Below are 24167 nucleotides of genomic sequence, written 5' to 3'. Positions count from 1 at the left end.
CGGGACCGGGTGCGCGACGTCGCGCTGGCCGCAACGATCCGCGCGGCGGCCGCGCGCGGCGCCGGCACGCGCCCGCGCGCCCAGGACCTCCGGGAGAAGGTCCGCGAGGGCCGCGAGGGCAACCTGGTGCTGTTCGTGGTCGACGCGAGCGGGTCGATGGCCGCGCGGCGCCGCATGACCGCGGTGAAGGGCGCGGTCGCCAGCCTCCTGCTCGACGCCTACCAGCGCCGCGACCGCATCGGGCTGGTCACCTTCCGCGGCGGCGGGGCGCAGGTCGCGCTCCCGCCGACCGCGTCGGTCGAGCGGGCGGTCCGGCTGCTCGACGACCTGCCCACGGGCGGGCGCACCCCGATCGCCTCGGGGCTCGAGAAGGCGGCCGAGGTCCTGGCCGCCGAGCGGGTCCGGGACCCCCGCCGCCGGCCGCTGCTCGTACTGCTCACCGACGGGCGCAACACCACCGGCCCGGACCCGCTCGCGGCCGCCCGGGGGCTCGCGCACCGGGCGGTCGAGGGCGTCGTGGTCGACACCGAGCACGGCCCCGCCCGGCTCGGCCTGGCCGCGGGCATCGCCCGCGCCCTCCAGGCGCCCTGCCTGCGCCTCGAGGACCTCCAGGCCAACTCCCTGGCCGGCGTGGTCCGCACGATCACGGGGAGCGCCGCATGAGCACGGCGGGCGCATCCGGGATGGCGCGTGAGGAAGAGGGTGTGCCCATGAACATGGCGCGTGAACAGGAAGGTGCACCCATGAACGACGAGCAGCCCCGCCGGAGGAGCCCCCGCGAGCACCCGCTGCTGGTGGTCAACACCGGGTACGGCAAGGGCAAGTCCACGGCCGCGTTCGGCCTGCTGCTGCGAGCCTGGGCGCAGGGCTGGCCCATCGGGGTGTACCAGTTCGTCAAGTCCGGCAAGTGGCGGGTGGGCGAGCACGCCGCCGCCACGGCGCTGTCGGAGTCGGGCAGGGGCGGGCGCATCGACTGGTTCAAGATGGGCGACGGCTGGACCTGGACTTCCCGGGACCTGGAGGGGTCCGCTGGCCTCGCCCGCGAGGGCTGGGCCGAGGTCAAGCGCAGGATCGCCGACGAGACCTACCGCTTCCTGCTGCTCGACGAGTTCACCTACCCGATGTCGTTCGGCTGGGTCGACACCCATGAGGTGGTCGACGTGCTCACCAGCCGGCCCGGCTTCCAGCACGTGGTCGTCACCGGACGCGACGCGCCCCGGGAGCTGGTCGAGGCGGCCGACCTGGTGAGCGAGGTCGTCAAGGTCAAGCACCCGTTCGACACCGGCCGGCGCGGCCAGAAGGGGATCGAGTGGTGACCGGGTCGGTGCCGAGGGTCGTGGTGGCCGGGACGTCGTCGGGCGTCGGCAAGACCACGGTCGCCACCGGGCTGATGGCCGCCCTGGCCGCCCGCGGCCTGGCGGTGGCGGCGTTCAAGGTCGGCCCCGACTTCATCGACCCCTCCTACCACGCGCTGGCCACCGGTCGCCCCGCCCGCAACCTCGACGCCTTCCTGTCCGGCCCCGACCTGGTCGCGCCGCTGTTCGCCCACGGCGTGGCCGGCGCCGACGTCGCGGTCGTCGAGGGCGTGATGGGGCTGTTCGACGGCGCCTCGGGGCGCGGCGAGCTGGCCAGCACCGCCCAGGTCGCGAAGCTGCTCGACGCCCCCGTGCTGCTGGTGGTCGACGCCGGCGCCATGGCCCGCTCGGTCGCCGCCATGGTCCACGGCTACGCGACCTTCGACCCGGGCCTGCGCGTCGCCGGGGTCGTCTGCAACCGGGTCGGCTCCCCGAGGCACACCCAGCTCCTGCACGAGGCCCTGGAGCCGCTCGGCGTGCCGCTGCTCGGCACGCTGCCGCGCAGCGACGCGCTGCGCACGCCCTCCCGGCATCTCGGCCTGGTCCCGGTGGCCGAGCGCCCCGGCGACGCCCGCGAGGCGGTCAGGGGCCTGGGCGTCCGGGTCGCCGCCGCGCTCGACCTCGAGGCGGTGCTCGCGCTGGCCCGCTCGGCCCCGGCGGTGCCCGCCCTGCCCTGGGCGCCCCCGGAACTCGATCGCACCAGGGCGCCCGCCGCGACCCGGAGGCCCGCCGCCACCGGGGCGCCCGCCGCCACGGGGAGGCGCACCGCCACCGGGACTCCTGCCGCCGCCGGGAGGCCCACCGCCGCCGGGGCGCCCGCCGCCGGGAGGCCCGCCGCCGGGGCGCCCGCCGCTGCAGGACCGCCCCTGCGGGGCTCCCCGGGCCCGGCCGGGCCCGGGGGCCGGGCCCACCGGGTCGCGGTCGCGGGCGGGCCGGCGTTCAGCTTCGTCTACACCGAGAACCTGGAGCTGCTGGCCGCCGCCGGGGCCGAGCTGCTGCCGCTGGACCCGACCCGCGACGAGGCCCTGCCCGAGGGCACCCAGGCGCTGTACCTGGGCGGCGGGTTCCCCGAGGCGTACGCCGAGGCGCTGTCGGCCAACGCGCCCCTGCGGCGCGCGGTCGCCGGGTTCGGCGGGCCCGTGCTGGCCGAGTGCGGCGGCCTGCTCTACCTGTGCCGGGAGCTCGACGGCCTGCCGATGTGCGGCGTCCTCCCCGCCGGCGCGGCCATGACCGACCGCCTGGTCCTCGGCTACCGCGAGGCCGAGGCGGCCACCGGCTCCGCGCTCTGGGCCCGCGGGGAGCGGGCCCGCGGCCACGAGTTCCACTACTCCGCGGTCACCCCCGGCGCCGGCCCGGCGCCCGCCTGGCAGCTCGGCCGGCCCGAGGGGTTCGTGGCCGGCCGCGTCCACGCGAGCTACCTGCACACCCACTGGGCGGCCACACCGCAGGTGGCCCGCAGATTCCTGGAGGTGGCGGCATGACCCCGGCGGCCGCACCCGGAGCCTCGCGCGAGCGGGAGGGGCGCCACCCCCCGGCGGGCGTACCAGGAGTCAGGCCCGGGCGGCTTACCGGGGTCGGGGTCGGGCCGGGCGACCCGGAGCTGGTCACGGTCAAGGCCGTGCGGGTGCTGCGCGAGGCCGACGCGGTGTTCGTGCCGGTCTCGGCGGGCGGCGAGCCCGGCTACGCCGAGCAGATCGTCAAGGCCCACGTCGACCGTGCCGTGCAGCGGCTGGAGTTCGTCCTCGGCGACGACCCGTCCGGGCGCGAGGCGAGCTGGGCCGCTGCGGCGCGGGCGGTCGCCCGCGCCGTCGAGGGCGGCGCCTGGGTGGCGTTCGCCACCATCGGCGACCCGAACCTCTACTCGACCTTCACCTACCTCGCGCGCCGCCTGCCGCTGCCGGCCGCCGTCGACACGGTGCCCGGCATCACCGCGCTGCAGGACCTCGCGGCCCGCGCTGGCACGGTGCTCGCCGAAGGCGACCAGACCCTGGCCCTGCTGCCGTTCACCGCCGGCCCCGAGCGGCTGGCAGCGGCCCTCGACACGTTCGACACGGTCGTGACCTACAAGGGCGGGCGCCTCCTGCCCCAGCTCCGCAAGGTGCTCGCCGACGCCGGGCGCCTGGACCAGGCGGTGTTCGGCGCCCGCCTCGGGCTTGAGGGCGAGCAGCTCGGCCCGCTGCCCGACGGGCCGGCGCCCTACCTGTCCACGGTGATCGCATGGAGGCCGGCATGACCCCAGAGCCCCGGTCGAGCACCCACGGCGCGCGGGCGTCCGGCTCCGTGCCAGCTCAGCCTGCTGGAACGCGACGCCGATACTCGCCCGGGGCTCTGGGGAAGGTGTGGTTCGTCGGCGCCGGGCCGGGCGCGGCCGACCTGCTCACGCTGCGCGGCGCGCGCGTGATCGCCGCGGCCGACGTGGTGGTCTGGGCCGCGAGCCTGGTGCAGCCCGAGGTGGTGGCCGGAGCCGGGGGTGAGCGGCTCGACTCCTCGCACATGACCCTCGAGGAGGTCTGCGCGGTCTACGACCGCGCCGCGGCCAACGGCCTGCAGGTCGCCCGGGTCCACTCGGGCGACCCGTCGCTCTACGGCGCGATCGGCGAGCAGATCGCCTACTGCGACCGCCTCGGGCTCGGCTGGGAGATCGTGCCCGGCGTGTCGTCGCTGGCCGCGGCGGCCGCCGTCGCCGGCCGCGAGCTCACCGTCCCGGAGGTCGGGCAGTCGGTCATCATCACCCGCCTGCCGACGGCCACGCCGATGCCGCCCGGCGAGGAGGTGCGCGAGCTCGCCCGGCACGGCACCACCATGGCGCTGTTCCTGTCGGCCAAGCGCGGCCGGAGGCTCCAGGAAGAGCTGCTGGCCGGCGGCTACCCGCCCGACACCCCGTGCCTGGTCGCCTACCGGGTGACCTGGCCGGAGGAGCTGCTCGCGTGGTGCCGCCTCGACGAGCTCGCCCGCACCCTGCGCGAGGCCAGGCTGCACAAGCACACGCTGATCCTGGTCGGCCCCGCGCTCGCCGCCGAGGGCACCCGCAGCCACCTGTACGACCCCACCTTTGCCCATGAATTCCGAGCCGCTCACCCATGAATCCCGACCCGCTCACCCATGAGCTCCGACCCGCTCACCATGAGCTCCGACCCGCGCGAGCCTGACCTTCCCTCGCCATGAGCTCCGACCTGCGCGAGCCTGACCTTCCCCGCACGGCGAAGGTCCGCACCGGGCCGCTGCGCAGCGGCTGGACCACCGGCACCTGCTCGGCCGCGGCCGCCAAGGCCGCGGCCGTGCTGCTCGCCGGCTACCAGGCGCCCGCCGAGGTCGAGGTGGCCCTGCCGGGCGGCCAGCGCGTGCGCTTCCCGGTCGAGCGGGCCGAGGCAGGCGACGGCTGGGCCGAGGCGGTCGTGGTGAAGGACGCCGGCGACGACCCGGACGTGACCCACGGCGCCCACCTCACCGTGCGGCTGCAGCCCGCCGGCCAGCCCGGCGTGACCTGGCGCGCCGGCAAGGGCGTCGGCACGGTCACCAAGCCCGGCCTCGGCCTCGAGGTCGGCGGGCCGGCGATCAACCCAGTCCCCCGGGAGCAGATCAGCCGCGCCATCGGTGAGGTGCTCGACCTCGACACGGCCGGGGTCGTCTGCGAGATCTCCGTGCCCGGCGGCGAGCGCATGGCCCGCAAGACCACCAACCCGCGCCTGGGGATCGTCGGCGGCATCTCGATCCTCGGCACCACCGGCATCGTGCGGCCGTTCTCGACCGCGTCGTGGCAGGCGTCGGTGGTGCAGGCGGTCGACGTGGTCGCCGCCCAGGGGCTCGACGTGGTGGTGCTCTCGACCGGCGGGCGCACCGAGCGGGCCGCCATGCGCCTGCTGCCCGACCTGCCCGAGTGCTGCTTCGTCGAGGTGGGCGACTTCACCGGCGCCGCGCTCCGCCAGGCGGTCGCCGACGGGCTGCGCCGCTGCGTGTTCGTTGGCATGGCAGGCAAGCTGGCCAAGCTCGCCGCCGGGGTCATGATGACCCACTGGACCCGGTCGAAGGTGGACCTCGACGCGCTCGCGGAGGTGACCGCCGAGGCGGGCGCCCCCCCGGAGGCCGTCGCGGCGGTCCGCGGGGCCAACACCGCCCGCCACGCCTACGAGCTGTGGCGGGAGCACCGCGTGGACCGTGCGCCGGCCCTGCTCTGCGCCCGGGTGGCCGGCAACCTGGAGCGCTTCGCCGAGGGCAGGCTCCGCGCCGAGGTGGTCATGGTCGACTTCGACACCCTCGAACCGGTGGGGCGGGCCCCGTGACCACAACCCTCGAACCGGCGGGCTCTGTGACCACAACCCTCGAACCGGTGGGGTGGGCTCTGTGATCACCGTGGTGGGCCTGGGCGAGCAGCCGCTCGGCGAGCGGGCCGTGGCCGCGCTGGCCCAGGCCGAGCTGGTGGCCGGCGGGCGGCGGCACCTCGACGCCGTCGCCGGCCTGCTGCCCGCCCGGCGGCGGGAGGTCGAGCTGGCCGGCGCGCTCGGCCCGGCCCTGGACGCGCTCGCCGGCGACCCCGGCCCGGCGGTCGTGCTCGCCTCCGGGGACCCCGGGTTCTTCGGGATCGTCCGCGCCCTCGCCGGCCGGCTCGGCCCGGGCGCCCTGCGGGTGATCCCGGGGGTGTCCAGCGTCTCCTCGGCGTTCGCCAGGGCCGGGCTGCACTGGGACGACGCGGTGGTCGCCTCGGCGCACGGGCGCGACCCGGCCGCCGCGGTCAACCTCTGCCGCCGCTACCCGAAGGTCGCGGTGCTCACCAGTCCGGGCTTCGGGCCTGCCGCGCTCGCCCGGGCACTGCCCGGCGCCGGCCGTACCCTGGTGGTCGTCGAGGACGTGGGCCCGGACGAGCGGGTCACCGCCGCGGCGCCGGAGGTGATCGCCGGGCAGACCTTCACCGATCCCAACGTCGTGCTCTGCCTCGACGACGCCCACCCGGTCGGGGACAGGGGCCGGCAGTGGCCGCCCCGCCTCACCCCCGACCGGTGGGCGCTGCCCGAGGAGGGGTTCCTCCACCGCGACGGGATGATCACCAAGAGCGAGGTGCGGGCGGTCGCGCTCGCCTGGCTCGGACCAGGGCCCGGCGACCTGGTCTGGGACGTCGGCGCGGGCAGCGGCGCCGTGGCGGTCGAGGCGGCCAGGCTCGGCGCCGCGGTGGTGGCGGTCGACGCCGACCCCGCCCAGTGCGAGCGGGTGCGCGCCAACGCCGGCCGCCACCGGGTGCCGGTGGAGGTCGTGGAGGGGCGGGCCCCTGCGGTCCTGGAGGGGCTGCCCGACCCGGACGCGGTGTTCGTCGGCGGCGGCGGGACGCAGCTCGGCGACGTCGTGCGGGCGGCGGCCGGGCGGGCCGGCCGCGCCGTGGTCGTGGCGCTCGCCACCGTGGAGCGGGTCGGCCCGGTCCGCGAGCTGCTCGCCGCCGCCGGCCTCGAGGTCGAGGGCGTCCAGCTCGCGGCCGCGCGCCTTGCCCCGCTCGGCGCCGGCACCCGGCTCGCCGCTGCCAACCCGGTCTTCCTGCTGTGCGGGAGGCGCTGCCCATGATCTGCGTGGTCGCCGCCACCAGGGCGGGCCGGCGGCTCGCCGCCGACCTCGCCGCCCACCTCGACGGCAAGCTCGTCGAGCACGACGGCAAGCTCGGCGAGCACGACGGCGGGGCGGGGCGGGTCGACGCGCCGGTCGGTGACCCACAGCAGTGGCGCGACGGGCTCGGCCACCTCGACGACGGTGCCGGGCAGCGGCGCGGCCGGCTCGGCCACGGCCCGGCCCGCGCGGCGGTCGCCGCGGCCTGGGCCGAGGCCGACCAGCTCGTGCTGGTCATGGCCGCGGGTGCGGCGGTGCGGCTGGTCGCGCCGCTGCTGGCCGGCAAGCAGGCCGACCCGGGCGTGGTCTGCGTGGACGACGCCGGCCGGTTCGCCCTGCCCCTGCTCGGCGGGCACGAGCGCGGCGCCAACGCGCTCGCCGAGCGCATCGCCGCCCACCTCGGGGCCACGCCGGTGGTGACCACCGCGTCCGAGGCGCACGGCCTGGCCGGGCTGACCGACCTCGGCCTGCCCGTCGACCCCGAGGCCGCCGACCTGGCCGCGGTCGGTGGCGCGCTCGTCTCCGGCGACGCCGTGCACCTGTGCAACCGGCCCCGCTGGCCGCTCGGCCCGCTGCCCGGCACCGTCGTCGAGGTGGCCGAGCCCGTCGCGCCACTGCTGTGGGTCACCGACCGGCGCGTCGACCCGCCCCGCCCCGCCGTCGTGCTCCGCCCCCCCTCGCTGGTCCTGGGCGTCGGGGCCAGCCGTGGCGTGGCCGCCGCCGAGGTCGGCGCGCTGATCGACAGGGTCCTGGACGAAGCCGGCCTGGCCCACGGGTCGGTCCACTGCCTGGCCACCGTGGACGCCAAGGCCGGCGAGCCGGGGCTGGTCGAGGCCGCCGAACGCCTCGGGGTGCCGCTGGTGCCGCTGCCGGCCGGGCGGCTCGCGGCGGTCGCGGTGCCCAACCCGAGCCCGGTGGTGGCCGCCGCGGTCGGCACGCCCAGCGTGGCCGAGGCCGCCGCCCTCCACCTCGGCGGCGAGCTCGTGGTCCCCAAGCGCAAGAGCGCGATGGCCACGGTCGCGGTCGCGCGCCGGGCCCCTCGGGGCATGCTGCTGCTGGTCAGCCTCGGCCCGGGCGGGCCAGCGGCAGTCACCGACCAGGCCCGCCAGGCGCTCGCCCGGGCCGAGGTGGTCGTCGGGTACGGCCCCTACGTCGACCAGGCCAGGCCGCTGCTCCGGCGCGGCACGCGGTGCGAGCGCTACGAGCTCGGCGACGAGGTCCGCCGGGCCGAGCGTGCGGTCGGCCTGGCCCGCCAGGGACGGCGCGTTGCGCTGGTGTCGGGCGGCGACGTCGGCGTGTACGCGATGGCCTCGCCGGCCCTGGAGCGCTGCGGCGACGACCTCGACGTGGAGGTGGTCCCGGGCGTGACCGCGGCCAGCGCCGCCGCGGCCGTCCTGGGCTCGCCGCTGGGCCACGACCACTGCGCGATCTCGCTGTCGGACCTGCTCACCCCGTGGGAGGTCATCCGCCGCCGGATCAAGGCGGCCGCCGAGGGCGACCTCGTGATCGGCTTCTACAACCCGCGCAGCCGGCAGCGCGACTGGCAGCTCGCGGAGGCGCGCCTGCTGCTGCTCGAGCACCGCAGCCCCGGCACGCCGGTGGCGGTGGTGAGCGACGCCACCCGAACGGGCGAGCGGGTCGTGCGCACCACGCTGGCCGCCCTGGACCCGGGCGAGGCCGGCATGCACAGCCTGGTCGTGGTCGGCAGCTCGCAGACCCGCTGGATCGCCGGGCGCATGGTGACCCCGAGGGGCTACCGGTGAACCGCTGCTGGATCGCCGGGCGCATCGTGACCGGAGGGGGCCACCGGTGAACCGGTTCACGGTGACCGCTGACTGCGTCGGCTGCGGGCTGTGCCTGCGCACCTGCCCGGAGCGGGCGATCCGCGCCACCCGTGACGGGCTGGTCGTCCTGTCCAGCTGCACCGGCTGCGCGGAGTGCGCCGAGGTCTGCCCGGTCGACGCCTGCGTGGAGGTGCCCGCCTGATGCGGATCGCCCACCCGGTCGACGCGTGCGTGGAGGTGCCCGCCTGATGCGAATGGTCCACCCGGTCGAGCTGGAGTCCTACCGGCGGCTGCGGGCCGCGGTCGACCTGTCCGGGCTGCCGCCGCTGTCCCGGGCGGTCACCGAGCGGGTCATCCACGCCAGTGCCGACCTCGACTACGCCGGCGACCTCGTGCTCGACGAGGCGGCGCTGCGTGCGGGGCTCGCGGCGCTGCGCGCGGGCGCGCCGGTGGTGGTCGACACCCGCATGGTCGCCGCGGGCATCAGCGGGCTGGCGACCGTCTGTGGGCTCGACCACGCGCCCGCGGTCCAGTCGAGCGAGCCCAGGCGTGTCACCGGCGTCAGCGGGCACGACCAAGCGGCGGCGGGCGCGGGCGAGACCCGCAGCGCCGCCGGCATCCGCGCCGCGGCCAGGCAGGCCGGTCCCGGCGCGGTGTACGCGATCGGGTGCGCCCCCACCGCGCTGCAGGCGCTGCTCGGCCTGGACGCGGACCCGGCGCTGGTCATCGGGCTGCCGGTCGGGTTCGTCGGGGCGGTCGAGGCCAAGCAGGCCCTGCGGGCCAGCGGCCTGCCCGCCGCCTCCAACCGCGGGCCCAAGGGTGGCGCCGCCGTGGCCGCTGCCGCGCTGAACGCGCTGCGCTACTGGGAGGACCGGTGATGGTGCCGAAGTCTTCGGCGAGCCGGGCGTGGACGTCCAGGCTGAACGCGCCGCGCTTCTGGGAGGACCGGTGATGGGGGAGCCCGCGCTGCTCCTGGCCGGGCATGGCAGCGTCAGCCAGGCCGGGATCGCCGAGTACTTCGCGCTCGCCGACCGGGTGCGCGCGCTCGAGCCGGGGCTCGCGGTCGGCACCGGGTTCCTCGAGCTGGCCCCGCCGCCGCTGTCGGTCGCGGTCGGCGACCTCGTCGCCGCCGGGCACCGCGACGTCGTCGTCGTCCCGCTGGTGCTGGTCGGCGCGGGCCACGCCAAGGCCGACATCCCCGCGGTCGTGGCCGAGGCGCGCCGGGCGTTCCCGGAGGTCCGGCTCCGCTACGGGCGGGAGCTCGGCATCCACCCGGACCTGCTCGCCGTGGTCGTCGAGCGGCTGGACGCGACCGTCCCGGCCGACCTGCGTGGCGAGACCGCGGTGCTGCTGGTCGGGCGGGGCTCGTCGGACCCCGACGCCAACGCCGACATCCTCAAGGTCGCCCGGCTGCTGTGGGAGGGGCGGGAATGGCCGACCGTGGAGGCCTGCTTCGTGGGGATCACCGGCCCACGGGTCCCCGAGGGCCTGGAGCGCTGCCGGCGGCTCGGGCACCGGCGCATCGCGGTGGTGCCGTACTTCCTCTTCACCGGCGTGCTGGAGCGACGCATCCACGCCCAGGCCGCCGGGTTCGCCTCAGCCCACCCCGACGTCGCCGTCCAGGTCACCCGCTACCTCGGCCCCGACGACCGGGTGGCCGAGCTGGTGCTCGAGCGCTACCGCGAAGCGGTCCGGGGCGCGGTCCCGCGCAGCTGCGACACCTGCGCCTACCGCCTCGCCCACGCGCCCACCCACCAGCACCACCATGATCAGCACCACCACCATGGCTGAGCTGATCCTCGTGCTCGGCGGCACCCGCTCGGGCAAGAGCGCGGTGGCCGAGTCGCTGGTGGCCGGTGCCGACGGGGTGCGGAGCCCGGTCGTGTACGTGGCCACGGGCAGCGCAGGCGACGCCGAGATGGCCGAGCGCATCGCCGCGCACCGGGCCCGGCGCCCGCCGGGCTGGCGCACGGTCGAGACCCAGGACCCGGCCGCTGCGGTGCGCGCCGCCCCGCCCGGCAGCGCCGTGCTGGTCGATGCGCTCGGCCTGTGGCTCGCGGCACGCCTGGACGCTGAGCCTGGCGTGCTGCTCGCCGAGGTGGACGCGCTCGCCGCCGCCGCAGCGGCTCACCACGGGGGCCCGGTCGTGGTCGTCGCCGAGGAGGCCGGCCTCGGCGTGGTCCCCGCTGGTGCGGCCACCCGGCGCTGGCTGGACCTGCTCGGCGAGGCCAAGCAGCGCCTGGCCGCCGTTGCCGCGCGCACGCTGCTGGTCGTGGCCGGCCATCCGCTGACCGTGTCGCCCCCGACCCCGGCGGAGGCGGCGGGCGGGTACGCGCCCGGGGTGCACGGCGACCGGCTCGTGCCCGAGGGGGCGCTGGACTTCGCGGCCAACGTCCGCGGCCCCACGCCCGCCCACGTCCGCCAGGCGCTCGACCGGGCCCTGGACCTCGCCGCCGGCTACCCCGACGACGCCGCAGGCCGCGCCGCCGTCGCCGGCCGCCACCGCCGGCCGGCTGGTGAGGTGCTGGTCACGGCGGGAGCGACCGACGCGTTCCACGTGCTCGCGCGGGTGGTCGGGGCGCGGCTGGCCTGCATGGTCCATCCCGGCTTCAGCGAGCCCGAGACCGCCCTGCGCGCCGCCGGGGTGCCGGTGACCTATGCCTTCCGCGCGGCTGCCCAAGGCTGGCGCCTGGACCCCACGGCCGTGGACGACCGGGCCGACGTGGTGGTCGTCGGCAACCCGAACAACCCGACGGGCACGCTGGACGACGCTGAGCGGGTCGCTGCGCTCTGCCGTCCCGGGCGCGTCACCGTGGTCGACGAGGCGTTCATGGACTTCGTCGAGGACGAGCCTTCGTGGTCCCTGGCCGGCCGCAGGGACCTGCCCGGGCTCGTGGTCGTGCGCAGCGTGACCAAGCTGTGGGGGCTCGCAGGGGTGCGCGCGGGCTACCTGCTCGGACCGGCCGGCCTGGTCGCCCGCTGCGCGGCCGCCCGCCCGCCGTGGGCCACCAGCACGCTGGCGCTGGCCGCGGTCGAGGTCTGCGCCGGTGACGAGCGCCACCGCCGCCAGGTCGCGCGCGAAGTCGCCGCGGCCCGCGAGGCGCTCGCGGCCGGGCTGCGCGCGCTGCCCGGGGTGACCGTCCACCACGGCGCCGCGAACTTCCTGCTGGTCGGCGTGCCAGACGGGCCGGCAGTGCACGCGGGGCTGCTCGAACGGGGCGTCGCGGTGCGCCCGCCGACGTTCCCCGGCCTCGGTCCCGACCATCTCCGGGTCGCGGTCCGCGACGAGGAGGCCAACAGGCTGCTGGTCAAGACACTCGAGGAGGTGCTGGGAGGTTGAGCGGAAGAGTGCAGGAGGTGCTGGGAGGTTGAGCGGAAGAGAGCAGGAGGTGCTGGGAGGTTGACCGGGAGAGAGCAGGAGGTGCTGGGAGGTTGAGCGGGAGAGAGCAGGAGGTGGCCGCGCTGGCCGGCGCGGTCGAGCCCGTCGAGGGCCAGTGGGCCGACGAGGCCCGGCGTCGCCACGACGGGCTGGTCAAGCCACCGGGGAGCCTGGGCGCGGTGGAGCAGCTCGGCGTGCAGCTCGCGGCCATCGCCGGCCGCTGCCCGCCGCCGGTGCCCGCGGCACCGGCGGTGGTCGTGGCCGCGGCCGACCACGGCGTCCACGCCCAAGGGGTGACGCCCTGGCCGCAGGAGATCACCTCGGCCATGGTGGAGGTGTTCTGCCAGGGCCGGGCCGCGGTCAACGCGATCGCCGCGACCGTGGGCGCTCGCGTGGCCGTGCTCGACGTCGGGCTGGCCGGGGACCCGGTCAGGCACCCGCGGCTGCGCCGGGCCCGCGTCCGCGACGGCACCGCCGACCTGTCCCAAGGGCCCGCGATGACCCGGGAGGAGGCGGCTGCGGCCGTGCTGGCTGGCGCGGGCCTGGCCGAGGAGCTGGTCGGCAGCGGCGTCGACCTGCTGGTCACCGGCGACATGGGCATCGCCAACACCACCGCTGGGGCGTGCCTGGTCGCCGCGTTCACCGGCGCCGACCCGGCCCTGGTGACCGGCCCCGGCGCGGGGGCTGACGCCGCGATGCTCGCGCACAAGACCACGATCGTCGTCGGCGCCGTCGCTCGCCACAGCCCGGACCGGGCCGACCCACTCGGCACGCTGGCCGCGCTCGGCGGGCTCGAGCACGCCGCGCTCGCCGGCGTGATCCTCTCCGGCGCGTGCGACCGGGTCCCGGTCGTGCTCGACGGCGTGAACACGGCGGCCGCGGCGCTCGTGGCCACCGCGCTCTGCCCGGACGCGCTCGGCTACCTGGTCGCCGGCCACCTGTCCACCGAGCCGGGCGCCACGGTCGCGCTCGACCACCTCGGCCTGGTGCCGCTCCTCGACCTCGAGCTGCGCCTCGGTGAGGGCACCGGCGGCCTGCTCGCCGTCCCCATCGTCACCGCCGCCGCCCGCCTGCTCAACGACATGGCGGCAATCGCCGAGCTGGCGTAGCGCGGCGCCACAGCTCGTCGAGGTTCACCCGGACGGTCGCGGCGGCAGGCTTGCACACCCCTCGCGGCGGCAGGTTTCCAGACTCTCTGGTGGTCCGTCTCCGAGATCGTTTACCACGTTTGCAACCCGGCAAGGGCAAGAACGGCCTTGTGGCAAGGGCAGGAACGGGCTTGCTCAGTGGCTCCTAGAGACCGATAACCGGTTGCATTCTGGACACCACAGCGAAAACCAACCCCGCTAGGAGCGGAGGTGTGGTCCGGCCCGACTAGAATCGAGGGTATGAGCGTTCCGACCTCTCCGCGGCCGAAGCCGGAGTCGATCCCCGACCGTCCGGGCGTCTACCTGTTCCGTGATGCCGACGGGCGGGTCATCTACGTCGGCAAGGCCATCTCCCTGCGCAAGCGCACGCCCAGCTACTTCCAGGCCAGGTACAACCTGCACCCGCGCACGGCGGCGATGGTGGAGGCCTCGGCCACCCTGGAGTGGATGGTGGTCGGCAACGAGGTCGAGGCCCTCCAGCTCGAGTACAACCTGATCAAGCAGCACCGGCCCCGCTACAACGTCCGCTACCGGGACGACAAGTCCTATCCGTGGCTCGCGGTGACGGTGAGCGAGGAGATCCCCAGGCCGCGGGTGGAACGAGGGACCAAGCGGAAGGGCACCCGGTACTTCGGCCCCTACACCCACGCCTACGCGATCCGGGAGACCCTCGACCTCCTGCTCCGCACGTTCCCCATGCGCACCTGCTCCCAGGGCGTGTTCGAGCGGCACCGGCGCCTGGGCCGGCCCTGCATCCTCTACGACATCGGCAAGTGCTCCGGGCCCTGCGTCGGCCACGTCACCCCCGAGGAGCATCGCTCCATCGTGGAGGAGTTCATCGCGTTCATGGACGGCCATACCCGGCCGACCCTGCAGCGGATCGAGGCCGACATGCGGGCCGCCGCCGAGGCGCTCAACTTCGAGGCCGCCGCGCGCCTGCGCGACCAGCTCGCCAGCGTGCGCACGGCCCTGGAGCGCCAGCAGATGGTCTCGTCGCGGCCCGAGGACTTCGACATCGCCGCCTTCGCCGAGGACGACCTGGAAGCGGCCGTGCAGGTCTTCTTCGTCCGCCGGGGCCGGGTGGTGGGCCGCCGTGGGTTCGTGGTCGACAAGGTCGAGGCGCTCGACACGCCGGCGCTGGCCGCCACCTTCGTGCAGCAGCTCTACGGCGACCGGGCCGACGAGGTGCCCCGCGAGGTGTTCCTGCCCGTGCTGCCCGAGGGCGCCGACCCCCTGCGCGCCTGGCTCTCGGAGGCGCGGGGCGGCCCGGTCGACCTGCGGGTGCCCCAGCGGGGCGAGAAGCGCGCCCTGCTCGAGACGGTCGCCCAGAACGCCCGCGACGCGTTCGCGAGTCACAAGCTCAAGCGCGCGTCCGACTTCGACGCGCGCTCCCGCGGCCTGAAGGAGCTGCAGGAGCAGCTCGACCTGCCCACGGCGCCGCTCCGGATCGAGTGCTACGACATCTCCAACCTCCAGGGCAACCAGGTGGTCGGCTCCATGGTGGTGTTCGAGGACGGCCTGCCCCGCAAGTCCGAGTACCGCCGCTTCGAGCTCAAGTCGGTCGAGGGCCAGGACGACGTCGCCTCGCTCCACGAGGTGCTCACCAGGCGGCTGGCCCGCCTGGCGGCCGAGCGTGCCGAGCCCCCCGAAGGGCCGGAGGGGTCCGGGAACCTCCACGGGGGTGCCCCGGCCGGAGAGGCGGAGGGGTCCGGGGAACCCGAAGGGGGTGCCCCGGCGGACGGGGGTGTCCCGGCCCGGCGCAAGTTCGCCTACCCGCCCAACCTCATCGTGGTCGACGGCGGGAGGCCCCAGCTCTCGGCCGCGCTGGACGCGGTCGAGGCGGCCGGCCGGCCCGACCTGGCCGTGGTGTCGCTGGCCAAGCGGATGGAGGAGGTCTACCTGCCCGGCTCGCCCGACCCGGTGGTCATCCCGCGCACCAGCGAGGCGCTGTACCTGCTGCAGCGGGTGCGCGACGAGGCGCATCGGTTCGCCATCGCCTATCACCGCAACCTGCGCGGGAAGTCGATGACCCGCAGCGTGCTCGACGGCATCCCCGGGGTGGGGGAGTCCAGGCGCAAGCAGCTCGTCCGCCACTTCGGCTCGGCCCGCAAGGTCGCCCAGGCCAGCGTCGAGGAGCTCGAGCAGGTCCCCGGGCTCGGCCCCCAGCTCGCCCGGGCCGTCTGGCGCCACCTCCACGGCGGCGCCGCCCCCGGCCCGGCCGCCCCGGGCGCCGCCGCCGGCCCGGCCGCCCCGGGCACCGAGCGGCCCGCCTCGGCCACCCCGGGCACCGAGCGGCCCGCCTCGGTGCCCGACCCCCCGACCAGCCTGGGCGAGGACGCCGACGAGGACGTCACCTCACCGTCCGGAGCGGGGGCTCCCTCATGACCCAGCAGCTGCGCATCGAGGACCGGCCCAGGCCGGCCGCGTCGGTCGAGTTCGTGGTGATCACCGGGCTGTCGGGCGCCGGCCGGTCCGAGGCGGCCAAGGTGCTCGAAGACCTCGGCTACTTCGTGATCGACAACCTGCCCCCGTCGCTGATCGGCCGGGTCGCCGAGCTGGCCGTGGTCGGGCGCGACAACTCCCGGGTCGCGCTCGTGGTGGACGCCCGCGGCGGCGCCTTCGGCTCCGACGTGTCCGAGCTGTGCCGCGCCCTCGACCTGCTCCGCACCAAGAGCATCAGCCTGCGCGTGCTGTTCCTGGAGGCGTCCGACGAGGTGCTGGTGCGCCGCTTCGAGCACACCAGGCGGCGCCACCCGGTCGCGGGGGAGCGGGTGGTCGAGTCGATCGCGCGCGAGCGCACCCTGCTCCGCGACCTGCGGGCCTCCGCCGACCTGGTGATCGACACCAGCGACCTCAACGTGCACGAGCTGCGGGACAAGGTGCTGGCCGCGTTCGCCGACGAGGAGGCCGGCATGCTCGTGACCGTCTCCTCCTTCGGCTTCAAGTACGGCCTGCCCCTGGACGCCGACATGGTGGTCGACGTCCGCTTCCTGCCCAACCCGCACTGGGTGCCCGAGCTGCGCCCCAAGGTCGGCCAGCACCCGGAGGTGCGCGACTACGTCCTGGCCCAGGCCGAGACCAAGGTGTTCCTGGACCGCCTGCAGTCGCTCCTCGAGGTCGCCCTGCCCGGCTACGTCCGCGAGGGCAAGCAGTACCTGACCATCGCGGTCGGCTGCACCGGGGGCCGCCACCGCAGCGTGGTGCTCGCCGAGGAGCTGAGCGCCTGGCTCGCCCACCAGGGCTTCAAGATCCACGTCACCCACCGCGACATGGAGCGCGAATGACGCTGCGCGCCGGCCAGGAGCCCGCGCGCACGAGCACGGCGGGCGTACCGGGAGCCCTTCGTGGGAGCACGCCGGTCGTACCTCGAGCAGCCCTTCGTGGCAGGAGGGCGGGCGTACCTCGAGCCCTGTGCAGGAGGAGGGCGCGCCGATGAGGCGGGTGGTCGCGCTCGGTGGTGGCCACGGGCTGTCGGTCACCCTCACCGCCCTGCGCCTGCAGGGCGTCGAGCCGACCGCACTGGTGACCGTGGCCGACGACGGCGGGTCGTCGGGCCGGCTCCGCCGCGACCTCGGCGTGCTCCCGCCCGGGGACCTGCGCATGGCCATGCTCGCCCTCTCCGACCCGGACGCCGAGGTGCGCGGGCTGTTCGCCTACCGGTTCCGGGTCGGTGACCTGGCCGGCCACAACCTCGGCAACCTCGCGCTGGCCGCGCTCACCGAGCTCGAGGGGGGCTTCCTCGAGGCGCTGGCCACCGCGTCGCGCTGGCTCGGGGTGCGGGGCCGGGTCCTGCCCTCGACGCTGGTGCCGGTGCGGCTGCGCGGGCGGGTCGACGGCCGCCTGGTCTACTCGCAGGTGGCGATCACCACAACCCGGGGCCGGGTCGAGTCGGTGTGGCTCGAGCCCCGCGCGCCCGCCGCGCTGCCCGACGCGGTCGACGCGGTGCGCACGGCCGACCTGATCCTGCTCGGCCCCGGCTCGACCTACACCTCGGTGGTGCCCAACCTGCTGGTGCCCGAGATCGGGCGGGCGCTCGCCGACACCGCCGACCGGGTGGTGTACATCTGCAACCTGGAGCCGCAGCCGGCCGAGACGATCGGCTTCCCTCCCGAGGCCCACGTGGCCGCCCTCCTCGACCACTGCCCCGGCCTGCGCGTGCCCCGGGTCGTCTGCCAGCGCCCCGACGACCCGGAACGGGCCGAGCGGGAGTGCCGCGCCTTCGCCGCCCTCGGTTCGCAGGTCGTCCACGCCGACGTGGCCGCCGAGGACGCGCCGGGCCGGCACGACCCGGAGCGCCTGGCCGCCGCCCTCAAGAGCCTGGGGTAGCCGATGGCCCGCAGGTTCGCCGGGATCCAGTTCACCGTCCGGGTCAAGGAGGAGCTGGCCGCCCTCCGCCCGGCGGCGCCCGCCGAACGCCGGGCCCTGCTCGCCGCGCTGCTCCGCTTCGCCGCCACCCTCCACATCGGCGGCACCGTCGGCCCCCGGCTCACCCTGGTCCTGGCCACCGAGTCGGGCGGGGTGGCCCGGCTTGCGTTCTGGCTGCTGCACGCCGGGTACGAGGTGCGGCCCGACCTCCGGGTGCGCGGCCGCGGCGCCCTCGCCCCCCGCGCCCGCTACGAGGTCGTGCTCGACGAGCGGGTCGAGCGGGTCCTGGCACACGTGGGCATCCTCGACGGCCAGGGCCGGCTCGCCTACGGCATGCCCGGCGCCCTCGTCCGCGGCCGGGAGGCGGCCGCCTGCTTCGCCCGGGGCGCCTTCCTCGGCCGCGGCTCGATCACCGCGCCGACCAGGCAGCCGCACCTGGAGGTGGGCGCCCCCGAGGAGCGGGCCGCCCACGACCTGGCAGCCGTGCTCACCCGGCTCGGCCTGCCCGCCCGGGCCGGGGCCAGGGCCCGGCCCGGGCCCGGCGCGGGCGTGGACGAGGCGCACCGGGTCGTGGTCAAGGGCGGCGAGGCGATCGGGCGGGCCCTGGTCACCATGGGCGCCCGCGATGCCTACCTGACCTGGGAGGACGGCCGCATCCGGCGGGAGGTGCGCGGCGAGGCGGTGCGGCTCGCCAACGCCGACCAGGCCAACCTCCGCCGCAGCGTGGCCGCTGCCATGGCCCAGGCCGCCGCGGTGGAGGAGGTCGTGGCCCGGCTCGGCTGGGAGGCCCTGCCCGGGGAGCTGGCCGTGGTCGCCGCCCTACGCCTCGCCCACCCGCACGCGACCCTGAGCGAGCTCGGCGCCCTGCTCGACCCGCCCCGCTCCAAGGGCGCGGTCCTCGCCCGGCTGCGCCGCCTGGAGGCGCTGGCCGGGAAGGACCCAGAGCCGCGGGGGTAGCGGCCGTAGTCAGGCGGGGACCCCTTAGGGCCGGTTCGACGAAATCCGCCGAAACGCCGATCGCTGGCGTGGCGCCCGGCCGGTGGGGAAGAATGACTGCGTAGCCGCCCCGTTCCCGTGCCGAGGTGCGGGTTCGACCGACACCGGGAGGACGCACGATGACGATTCGCGTGGGCGTGAACGGCTTCGGCCGGATCGGCCGCAACTTCTTCCGCGCGGCCAGGCATGATCAGGACGTCCAGATCGTCGCGGTCAACGACCTGACCGACAACAAGACCCTTGCCCACCTGCTCAAGTACGACTCGACCTTCGGGCGCCTCGACGCCGAGGTGACCTACGACGAGACCTCCATCTCGGTCGACGGCAGGCAGATCAAGGCGTTCGCCGAGCGGGACCCGGCCAACCTGCGCTGGGGCGACCTCGGGGTCGACATCGTGATCGAGTCGACCGGGCGCTTCACCGACCGCGACTCGGCCGCGCTGCACCTGAAGGCGGGAGCGAAGAAGGTCATCATCTCAGCGCCCGCCAAGGGCGAGGACATCACCATCGTCATGGGGGTCAACCACCACAAGTACGACCCCCAGGCCCACGACATCATCTCCAACGCCTCGTGCACGACCAACTCGGTGGTGCCGATGGCCAAGGTCCTGCTCGACTCCTTCGGGATCGAGAAGGGCTACATGACGACCATCCACGCGTACACCAACGACCAGGTCATCCTGGACTTCCCGCACAAGGACCTGCGCCGGGCCCGCTCGGCGGCCCGCAACGTGATCCCGACCACCACCGGCGCGGCCAAGGCGACCAGCCTCGCGATCCCGGAGCTCAAGGGCAGGCTCGACGGGATCGCGATCCGGGTGCCGGTCGAGGACGGCTCCCTCACCGACCTGTCGGTCGTGCTCAGCCGCGAGACCACCAGGGAGGAAGTCAACGACGCCTTCCGCAAGGCGGCCGAGGGCGGGATGGCCGGGATCATCCGCTACACCGAGGACCCGATCGTCTCCTCCGACATCATCGGCGACGCCGCCTCCTGCATCTTCGACAGCCTGGCCACCATGGCCAACGGCAACATGGCGAAGGTGTTCGGCTGGTACGACAACGAGTGGGGCTACTCCAACCGCCTCGTCGACCTCGCCCGGCTGATCGGCAGCCGGCTCTAGTGTCCCGAGCGGCCCTGACCGCAGCTCGGCGCCCCGGCCCCGTGCCGGGGCGCCCCGTGTTCCAGGAGGAAGCGTGGAGCTCCGCACCGTCGACCAAGCCGACGTCCGAGGCAAGCGGGTCCTGGTCCGAAACGACTTCAACGTCCCCCTCGACGACGGCAAGGTCACCGACGACCTGCGGGTGCGCGCCGCCGTTCCCACCCTGAAGTGGCTCGTGGACCACGACGCCAAGGTCATCTCCTGCTCCCATCTGGGCCGGCCCAAGGGCAAGTGGGACGACAGGTACTCGCTCGCGCCGGTCGTGCCCGTGCTGGCCCACCACCTCGGCCGCGAGGTCGCCTTCGTCGACGACGTCGTCGGGGACGAGGCCCGCCGGGCCGCCCACGACCTCGTCGAGGGGCAGGTGCTGCTGCTTGAGAACCTGCGCTTCGAGCCGGGGGAGGAGGCCGCTGACCCCGCCTTCGCCGACCGGCTCGCCGCGCTCGGCGAGCTGTACGTCAACGACGCGTTCGGAGCCGCCCACCGCGCCCACGCGTCGGTCGTCGGGGTCGCCGAGCGCCTGCCCGCCTACGCCGGGTTCCTGCTCAACAAGGAGGTCGAGGTGCTGTCCAGGCTCCTCGAGGGGCCGGACAGGCCGTTCGTGGCCGTGCTCGGCGGCAGCAAGGTCTCCGACAAGCTCGCCGTGCTCGACAACCTCCTCGGCCGGGTCGACGCCCTGGTGATCGGCGGCGGCATGTGCTTCACGTTCATCGCCGCCCAGGGCGGCGAGGTGGGCGACTCGCTGTTCGAGCCCGACCAGGTCGACTCGTGCCGGGAGCTGCTGGCCCGGGCCGAGCGGGAAGGCAAGCGCGTGCTGCTCCCGACCGACGTTGTCGCGGCCGACGACTTCAGGGAGGACGCCAGCCACCGCACGGTCCCCGCCGGGGAGATCGAGAAGGGCTGGCGCGGCCTGGACATCGGGCCGGAGACCGCCCGCGCCTTCGCCGCCGCGGTACGCGAGGGCAGGACCGTGTTCTGGAACGGGCCCATGGGCGTGTTCGAATGGGAGCCGTTCGCGGCCGGCACGAAGGCGGTCGCCGAGGCGGTGGCCGCCTGCGACGGGTTCACCGTCGTCGGCGGGGGCGACTCGGCCGCTGCCCTGGCCAAGTTCGGCCTGGCCGACAAGGTCGACCACCTGTCCACCGGCGGCGGGGCGAGCCTCGAGATGCTCGAGGGCAAGACCCTGCCCGGCGTCGCCGTCATCCCGACCGCGTGAGGAGCCATGCCATGGCCCGCCGACCTGTGATCGCCGGCAACTGGAAGATGAACAAGAACCACCTGGAGGCGATCCAGCTCACCCAGAAGACGGCGTGGGCGCTCGACAAGGAGGACACCGAGGCGGTCGAGGTCGTCCTCTGCCCCGCCTTCGTCGCCCTGCGCAGCGTGCAGACCCTGATCGACGGGGACAAGCTGCCGCTCGGGTACGGCGCCCAGAACTGCCACTACGAGCCGTCGGGCCCCTACACCGGCGAGGTGTCGGCGCCGATGCTGGCCAAGCTCGGCTGCTCGTACGTGATCGTCGGCCACTCCGAGCGCCGCCAGTACTTCGCCGAGGACGACGAGCTGGTCAACCGCAAGGCCAAGGCGGTGCTGGCCGCCGGCATGCAGCCGATCGTCTGCGTGGGCGAGTCGCTCGAGCAGCGCGAGGCGGGCCAGACCGGCGAGGTCGTCGGCGGGCAGGTGCGCGGCTCCCTGGCCGGGCTCCCCCCCGAGCAGGTCGGCGGGCTGGTGGTCGCCTACGAGCCGGTCTGGGCGATCGGCACCGGGCGGGCGGCCACCGCCGACGACGCCCAGGAGACCATCGCGCTCGTCCGCGGCACCATCGCCGAGCTGGCCGGCAACACCGCGGCCGGCACCGTCCGGATCCAGTACGGCGGCAGCGTCAAGTCGTCCAACATCGAGGAGCTGATGGCCCAGCCTGACGTGGACGGCGCGCTGGTCGGCGGGGCCAGCCTCGACGCCGACGAGTTCGCCCAGATCGTCAAGGGCGCCGCCCGCCGCGCCCGCTGACCGCGCCACACGGTTCGGGCGGGAGTGTCCCGGCCTTTGGTTCAGGGCGGGAGTGCATCGCCCCCAAAGTGTCCGGGTGCCGTCCGCCGCCTCCGGGCCCATGACCCCGATCGAGGCCCGGAGTGCGTCGCCCGCGAGTGTCCGGGGTGCCGTGGTAGGCTTGCGCCGATGGCCCGTCGGTGATAACCAAGCCGGTCGAGGCCCATTCTTCTCTCCTCCGAAGGAATCACCCGATGATCCCGCTCCTGGTCGTCCTGCACGTCATCGCGTCCGTCACCCTCTGCTTGTTCATCCTGCTCCACGCCGGTCGAGGCGGCGGGCTGTCGGACATGTTCGGCGGCGGCATGGGCACCTCCCTCGGTGGCTCCACCGTGGTCGAGCGCAACCTCGACCGGCTCACGGTCGGCGCGGCCACGCTGTTCGGCCTGACCAGCGTGTTCCTTGCCCTCCTGCTGGCCCCGAAGTAGGCGCCGCCCGCCGCGCCCGGCCCCGGGGTCCCGCCGATGCGCCACCCGCGCCATCCGCTCCCGGGGCGTTGTTCGTGGGGCCGCCCGGGCACCGAACCCGGCGCGATGCGCCACCCGCCGCGCCGGCTCCCGGTCGGTTCGGCGTTGCTGGTCGTCGTGCTGGTGCAGGTGGTCGCGCTGGTGCTGGCCGCCTGCACCGGCGACCGGCCCGGGGGAGCGCCAGGGCCTGGTAGCGGGTCGCCGCCCGGGCCGACCGGCCCGCCACCCCGGCAGGGCGGCACCCTGGCGATCGCGCTGCTCGCACCCGACTCCCTGGACCCGGCCCGGGCCGGTCAGCCCGAGGAGCAGCTCCTCGCCGCCAACCTGTTCGACGGGCTCACCGCCGTCGACGGGCGGGGCGCCGTACAGGCCGCGGTCGCCGGCTCCTGGACCAGCGACCAGGCCCAGCGGCGCTGGACGTTCAAGCTCCGCCAGGGGTCCAGGTTCTCCGACGGCACCCCGGTGCAAGCCGCCGACTTCAAGTTCGCCTGGGAGCGGCTGGTCGGCCGGCGCACCGGCGTCCCCGCCACCCTCGGCGCGCTCCTCGCCCCGGTGAAAGGGTACCGGGCCCTGGCCGCCGGCCAGGCCCGCGACCTCGCCGGGGTCGCCGCCCCCGACCCCGCCACCCTCGTCGTCGACCTCGACGAGCCGTTCGCCGACTTCCCCGCGGTCGTCGCCAACCCCCGGCTGTCGCCCGTGCCCAGGGCGCTCGTCGCCCGCGACCCGGCCGGGTACGCGGCCCGCCCGGTCGGCAACGGCCCGTTCACCCTGGCCGGGCCGTGGACGGCCGGGCGGCCGCTCGAGCTGGTCCGCAACCCCGCGTACGCCGGCCGGGTCGCCTACCTCGACAAGGTCCGGGTCGACGCCGTGCCCGACCAGCAGACCGCATGGCTCGAGTTCCAGGACGGGCTGGTGTCGTTCGCGCCCGTGCCGCTCGACCAGCTCGCCGCGGCCGCGTCGGTGTACGGCCGCTCGCCCGACGGCCACACCCAGCCCGGGCTGCTGCTCGGGCCCGCGCTCACGACCTGGTCGGTCGGGTTCAACGTGCGCGCCAGGCCGTTCAACGACCCCCGCCGGCGGCAGGCGTTCTCGCTCGCCCTGGACCGCGAGCGGATCGCCGCCGCCTTCGCCGGCGCGCGGGCCGCCTCCGCCGCGATCGTGCCCGACGGCGTGCCAGGCGCCGGCCAGCCGGTCTGCGCGGCGTGCCGGTACAGCCAGGGGGACGCCCGGGCCATCATGGACCAGGTAGGCGCCGGCAACCCGCGGGTCACCCTCACCATCCCCGACGACCCGGTCGAACGCCGGGCCGCCCGGCTCGTCGCCGCCGACCTCGGCGCCGCCGGCGTGACCGTCAAGCTCGACCCGGTCCCGCCCGCCGGCTACCTCGCCGCCCTCCGCCGGCCCGGGGTGCAGGCCTTCACCCTGGGCTGGTCCGCCGACTACCCGCGCATGGACTCGTTCCTGTTCCCCCAGTTCGCCCGTGCGGGTCCCGGCAACCTGACCGGCTACGACGACCCGGCCACCGCCCGCCTGCTCGCCCAGGCCCGGTCCACCGCGGACGCGCATGCCCGCACCAAGCTCTACCAGCAGGCCGAGGACGCCGTCCTGGCCCAGCTCCCGGTCGCGCCGGTGCTCACCTACCGCCACGCCGTCGTGCTCGCCCCCGGCCTTCGCGGCTTCGACTACGCCCCTCAGGGCCTGGTCGACCTGGCCGAGGTCAGCCTCGCCAACTAGGTCGGATCGGACCCTGGTGCTCTGCTACAATCCCGCAGCGCCCGAGCACGGCGCCCACGTCGGAGTGGCGGAATAGGCAGACGCGCTAGGTTGAGGGCCTAGTGTCCGCAAGGACGTGGGGGTTCAAGTCCCCCCTCCGACACC

The 24167-nt window shown here is 75.7% G+C and carries 22 protein-coding genes and 1 tRNA gene; all 23 read left to right on the top strand.

Going from position 1 to position 24167, the window contains the following annotated elements; translation table 11 throughout:
• Window positions 1-663: VWA domain-containing protein (locus tag VG276_30310; GenBank protein ID HEV8653578.1), on the top strand; the 663-nt coding region annotated here is incomplete at its 5' end.
• Window positions 664-743: 80 nt separating this feature from the next.
• Complete coding sequence (cobO, locus tag VG276_30305) at window positions 744-1316, top strand: cob(I)yrinic acid a,c-diamide adenosyltransferase (GenBank protein ID HEV8653577.1); 573 nt, start codon at window positions 744-746, stop codon at window positions 1314-1316.
• Window positions 1310-2836 carry a cobyrinate a,c-diamide synthase gene (locus VG276_30300; protein HEV8653576.1) on the top strand — a complete coding sequence of 509 codons (1527 nt, stop codon included), beginning with the start codon at window positions 1310-1312 and terminating at the stop codon, window positions 2834-2836. The genes cobO and VG276_30300 overlap by 7 nt, the downstream gene beginning before the upstream one ends.
• The gene (cobI, locus tag VG276_30295; GenBank protein HEV8653575.1) at window positions 2833-3588 is read left to right on the top strand and encodes a precorrin-2 C(20)-methyltransferase; all 756 of its coding nucleotides are present in this window, start codon (window positions 2833-2835) and stop codon (window positions 3586-3588) included. The genes VG276_30300 and cobI overlap by 4 nt, the downstream gene beginning before the upstream one ends.
• A complete protein-coding gene (cobM, locus tag VG276_30290; GenBank protein ID HEV8653574.1) occupies window positions 3585-4439 on the top strand; it encodes a precorrin-4 C(11)-methyltransferase in 855 nt (284 codons plus the stop codon). The genes cobI and cobM overlap by 4 nt, the downstream gene beginning before the upstream one ends.
• A 77-nt stretch (window positions 4440-4516) precedes the next feature.
• Window positions 4517-5635: a cobalt-precorrin-5B (C(1))-methyltransferase gene (locus tag VG276_30285; protein HEV8653573.1), complete on the top strand. Its 1119-nt coding sequence runs from the start codon at window positions 4517-4519 to the stop codon at window positions 5633-5635.
• 61 nt (window positions 5636-5696) lie between these two features.
• The gene (cbiE, locus tag VG276_30280) at window positions 5697-6902 is read left to right on the top strand and encodes a precorrin-6y C5,15-methyltransferase (decarboxylating) subunit CbiE (GenBank protein ID HEV8653572.1); all 1206 of its coding nucleotides are present in this window, start codon (window positions 5697-5699) and stop codon (window positions 6900-6902) included.
• Window positions 6899-8704 (top strand): precorrin-3B C(17)-methyltransferase, encoded by a 1806-nt coding sequence (cobJ, locus tag VG276_30275; protein HEV8653571.1) that lies wholly within the window; start codon window positions 6899-6901, stop codon window positions 8702-8704. The genes cbiE and cobJ overlap by 4 nt, the downstream gene beginning before the upstream one ends.
• A gap of 46 nt (window positions 8705-8750) precedes the next feature.
• Entirely contained in the window at window positions 8751-8927 is a 177-nt protein-coding gene (locus VG276_30270) for a 4Fe-4S binding protein (GenBank protein HEV8653570.1), read from the top strand.
• A 43-nt stretch (window positions 8928-8970) separates the two neighbouring features.
• Window positions 8971-9603: a precorrin-8X methylmutase gene (locus tag VG276_30265; protein HEV8653569.1), complete on the top strand. Its 633-nt coding sequence runs from the start codon at window positions 8971-8973 to the stop codon at window positions 9601-9603.
• 73 nt (window positions 9604-9676) lie between these two features.
• Window positions 9677-10516 (top strand): sirohydrochlorin chelatase, encoded by an 840-nt coding sequence (locus VG276_30260; protein HEV8653568.1) that lies wholly within the window; start codon window positions 9677-9679, stop codon window positions 10514-10516.
• Window positions 10491-12065, top strand: coding sequence for a bifunctional adenosylcobinamide kinase/adenosylcobinamide-phosphate guanylyltransferase (locus tag VG276_30255; GenBank protein ID HEV8653567.1), 1575 nt, complete (start codon window positions 10491-10493; stop codon window positions 12063-12065). The genes VG276_30260 and VG276_30255 overlap by 26 nt, the downstream gene beginning before the upstream one ends.
• A gap of 92 nt (window positions 12066-12157) precedes the next feature.
• Window positions 12158-13213 (top strand): nicotinate-nucleotide--dimethylbenzimidazole phosphoribosyltransferase, encoded by a 1056-nt coding sequence (gene cobT, locus VG276_30250; protein HEV8653566.1) that lies wholly within the window; start codon window positions 12158-12160, stop codon window positions 13211-13213.
• 279 nt (window positions 13214-13492) lie between these two features.
• Window positions 13493-15637, top strand: coding sequence for an excinuclease ABC subunit UvrC (gene uvrC / locus VG276_30245; protein ID HEV8653565.1), 2145 nt, complete (start codon window positions 13493-13495; stop codon window positions 15635-15637).
• Window positions 15634-16536, top strand: coding sequence for an RNase adapter RapZ (gene rapZ, locus VG276_30240; protein HEV8653564.1), 903 nt, complete (start codon window positions 15634-15636; stop codon window positions 16534-16536). The genes uvrC and rapZ overlap by 4 nt, the downstream gene beginning before the upstream one ends.
• A 148-nt stretch (window positions 16537-16684) precedes the next feature.
• Window positions 16685-17578 carry a uridine diphosphate-N-acetylglucosamine-binding protein YvcK gene (gene yvcK / locus VG276_30235; GenBank protein ID HEV8653563.1) on the top strand — a complete coding sequence of 298 codons (894 nt, stop codon included), beginning with the start codon at window positions 16685-16687 and terminating at the stop codon, window positions 17576-17578.
• Between the two features lie 3 nt (window positions 17579-17581).
• Window positions 17582-18574, top strand: a complete 993-nt coding sequence (gene whiA / locus VG276_30230) for a DNA-binding protein WhiA (protein ID HEV8653562.1) — start codon at window positions 17582-17584, stop codon at window positions 18572-18574.
• 158 nt (window positions 18575-18732) lie between these two features.
• On the top strand, window positions 18733-19734 hold the full coding sequence (gene gap / locus VG276_30225) for a type I glyceraldehyde-3-phosphate dehydrogenase (protein HEV8653561.1): 1002 nt from the start codon (window positions 18733-18735) through the stop codon (window positions 19732-19734).
• A gap of 73 nt (window positions 19735-19807) precedes the next feature.
• Window positions 19808-20989, top strand: a complete 1182-nt coding sequence (locus tag VG276_30220; GenBank protein ID HEV8653560.1) for a phosphoglycerate kinase — start codon at window positions 19808-19810, stop codon at window positions 20987-20989.
• 11 nt (window positions 20990-21000) lie between these two features.
• Window positions 21001-21783: a triose-phosphate isomerase gene (gene tpiA / locus VG276_30215; GenBank protein HEV8653559.1), complete on the top strand. Its 783-nt coding sequence runs from the start codon at window positions 21001-21003 to the stop codon at window positions 21781-21783.
• 233 nt (window positions 21784-22016) lie between these two features.
• Window positions 22017-22250 (top strand): preprotein translocase subunit SecG, encoded by a 234-nt coding sequence (gene secG, locus VG276_30210; protein HEV8653558.1) that lies wholly within the window; start codon window positions 22017-22019, stop codon window positions 22248-22250.
• Between the two features lie 105 nt (window positions 22251-22355).
• Window positions 22356-24023 carry a peptide ABC transporter substrate-binding protein gene (locus tag VG276_30205; protein ID HEV8653557.1) on the top strand — a complete coding sequence of 556 codons (1668 nt, stop codon included), beginning with the start codon at window positions 22356-22358 and terminating at the stop codon, window positions 24021-24023.
• Window positions 24024-24081: 58 nt separating this feature from the next.
• Window positions 24082-24165 (top strand) — tRNA-Leu (locus tag VG276_30200).
• The last annotated feature ends 2 nt before the right edge of the window (window positions 24166-24167 follow it).

It is taken from the genome of Actinomycetes bacterium, from assembly GCA_036000965.1.
GTDB lineage: Bacteria > Actinomycetota > CALGFH01 > CALGFH01 > CALGFH01 > DASYUT01.
The sequence above is the reverse complement of the archived record's forward strand: the minus strand, read 5'-3'. Positions and strand labels throughout refer to the sequence as shown.

Bases quoted from the DNA above. Each gene is read 5' to 3' on its own strand.
- cobO (HEV8653577.1), top strand. From the start codon at position 744: ATGAACGACGAGCAGCCCCGCCGGAGGAGCCCCCGCGAGCACCCGCTG.
- cobI (HEV8653575.1), top strand. From the start codon at position 2,833: ATGACCCCGGCGGCCGCACCCGGAGCCTCGCGCGAGCGGGAGGGGCGC.
- cobM (HEV8653574.1), top strand. From the start codon at position 3,585: ATGACCCCAGAGCCCCGGTCGAGCACCCACGGCGCGCGGGCGTCCGGC.
- VG276_30285 (HEV8653573.1), top strand. From the start codon at position 4,517: ATGAGCTCCGACCTGCGCGAGCCTGACCTTCCCCGCACGGCGAAGGTC.
- cobJ (HEV8653571.1), top strand. From the start codon at position 6,899: ATGATCTGCGTGGTCGCCGCCACCAGGGCGGGCCGGCGGCTCGCCGCC.
- VG276_30260 (HEV8653568.1), top strand. From the start codon at position 9,677: ATGGGGGAGCCCGCGCTGCTCCTGGCCGGGCATGGCAGCGTCAGCCAG.
- VG276_30255 (HEV8653567.1), top strand. From the start codon at position 10,491: ATGATCAGCACCACCACCATGGCTGAGCTGATCCTCGTGCTCGGCGGC.
- uvrC (HEV8653565.1), top strand. From the start codon at position 13,493: ATGAGCGTTCCGACCTCTCCGCGGCCGAAGCCGGAGTCGATCCCCGAC.
- rapZ (HEV8653564.1), top strand. From the start codon at position 15,634: ATGACCCAGCAGCTGCGCATCGAGGACCGGCCCAGGCCGGCCGCGTCG.
- yvcK (HEV8653563.1), top strand. From the start codon at position 16,685: ATGAGGCGGGTGGTCGCGCTCGGTGGTGGCCACGGGCTGTCGGTCACC.
- whiA (HEV8653562.1), top strand. From the start codon at position 17,582: ATGGCCCGCAGGTTCGCCGGGATCCAGTTCACCGTCCGGGTCAAGGAG.
- gap (HEV8653561.1), top strand. From the start codon at position 18,733: ATGACGATTCGCGTGGGCGTGAACGGCTTCGGCCGGATCGGCCGCAAC.
- tpiA (HEV8653559.1), top strand. From the start codon at position 21,001: ATGGCCCGCCGACCTGTGATCGCCGGCAACTGGAAGATGAACAAGAAC.
- secG (HEV8653558.1), top strand. From the start codon at position 22,017: ATGATCCCGCTCCTGGTCGTCCTGCACGTCATCGCGTCCGTCACCCTC.
- VG276_30205 (HEV8653557.1), top strand. From the start codon at position 22,356: ATGCGCCACCCGCCGCGCCGGCTCCCGGTCGGTTCGGCGTTGCTGGTC.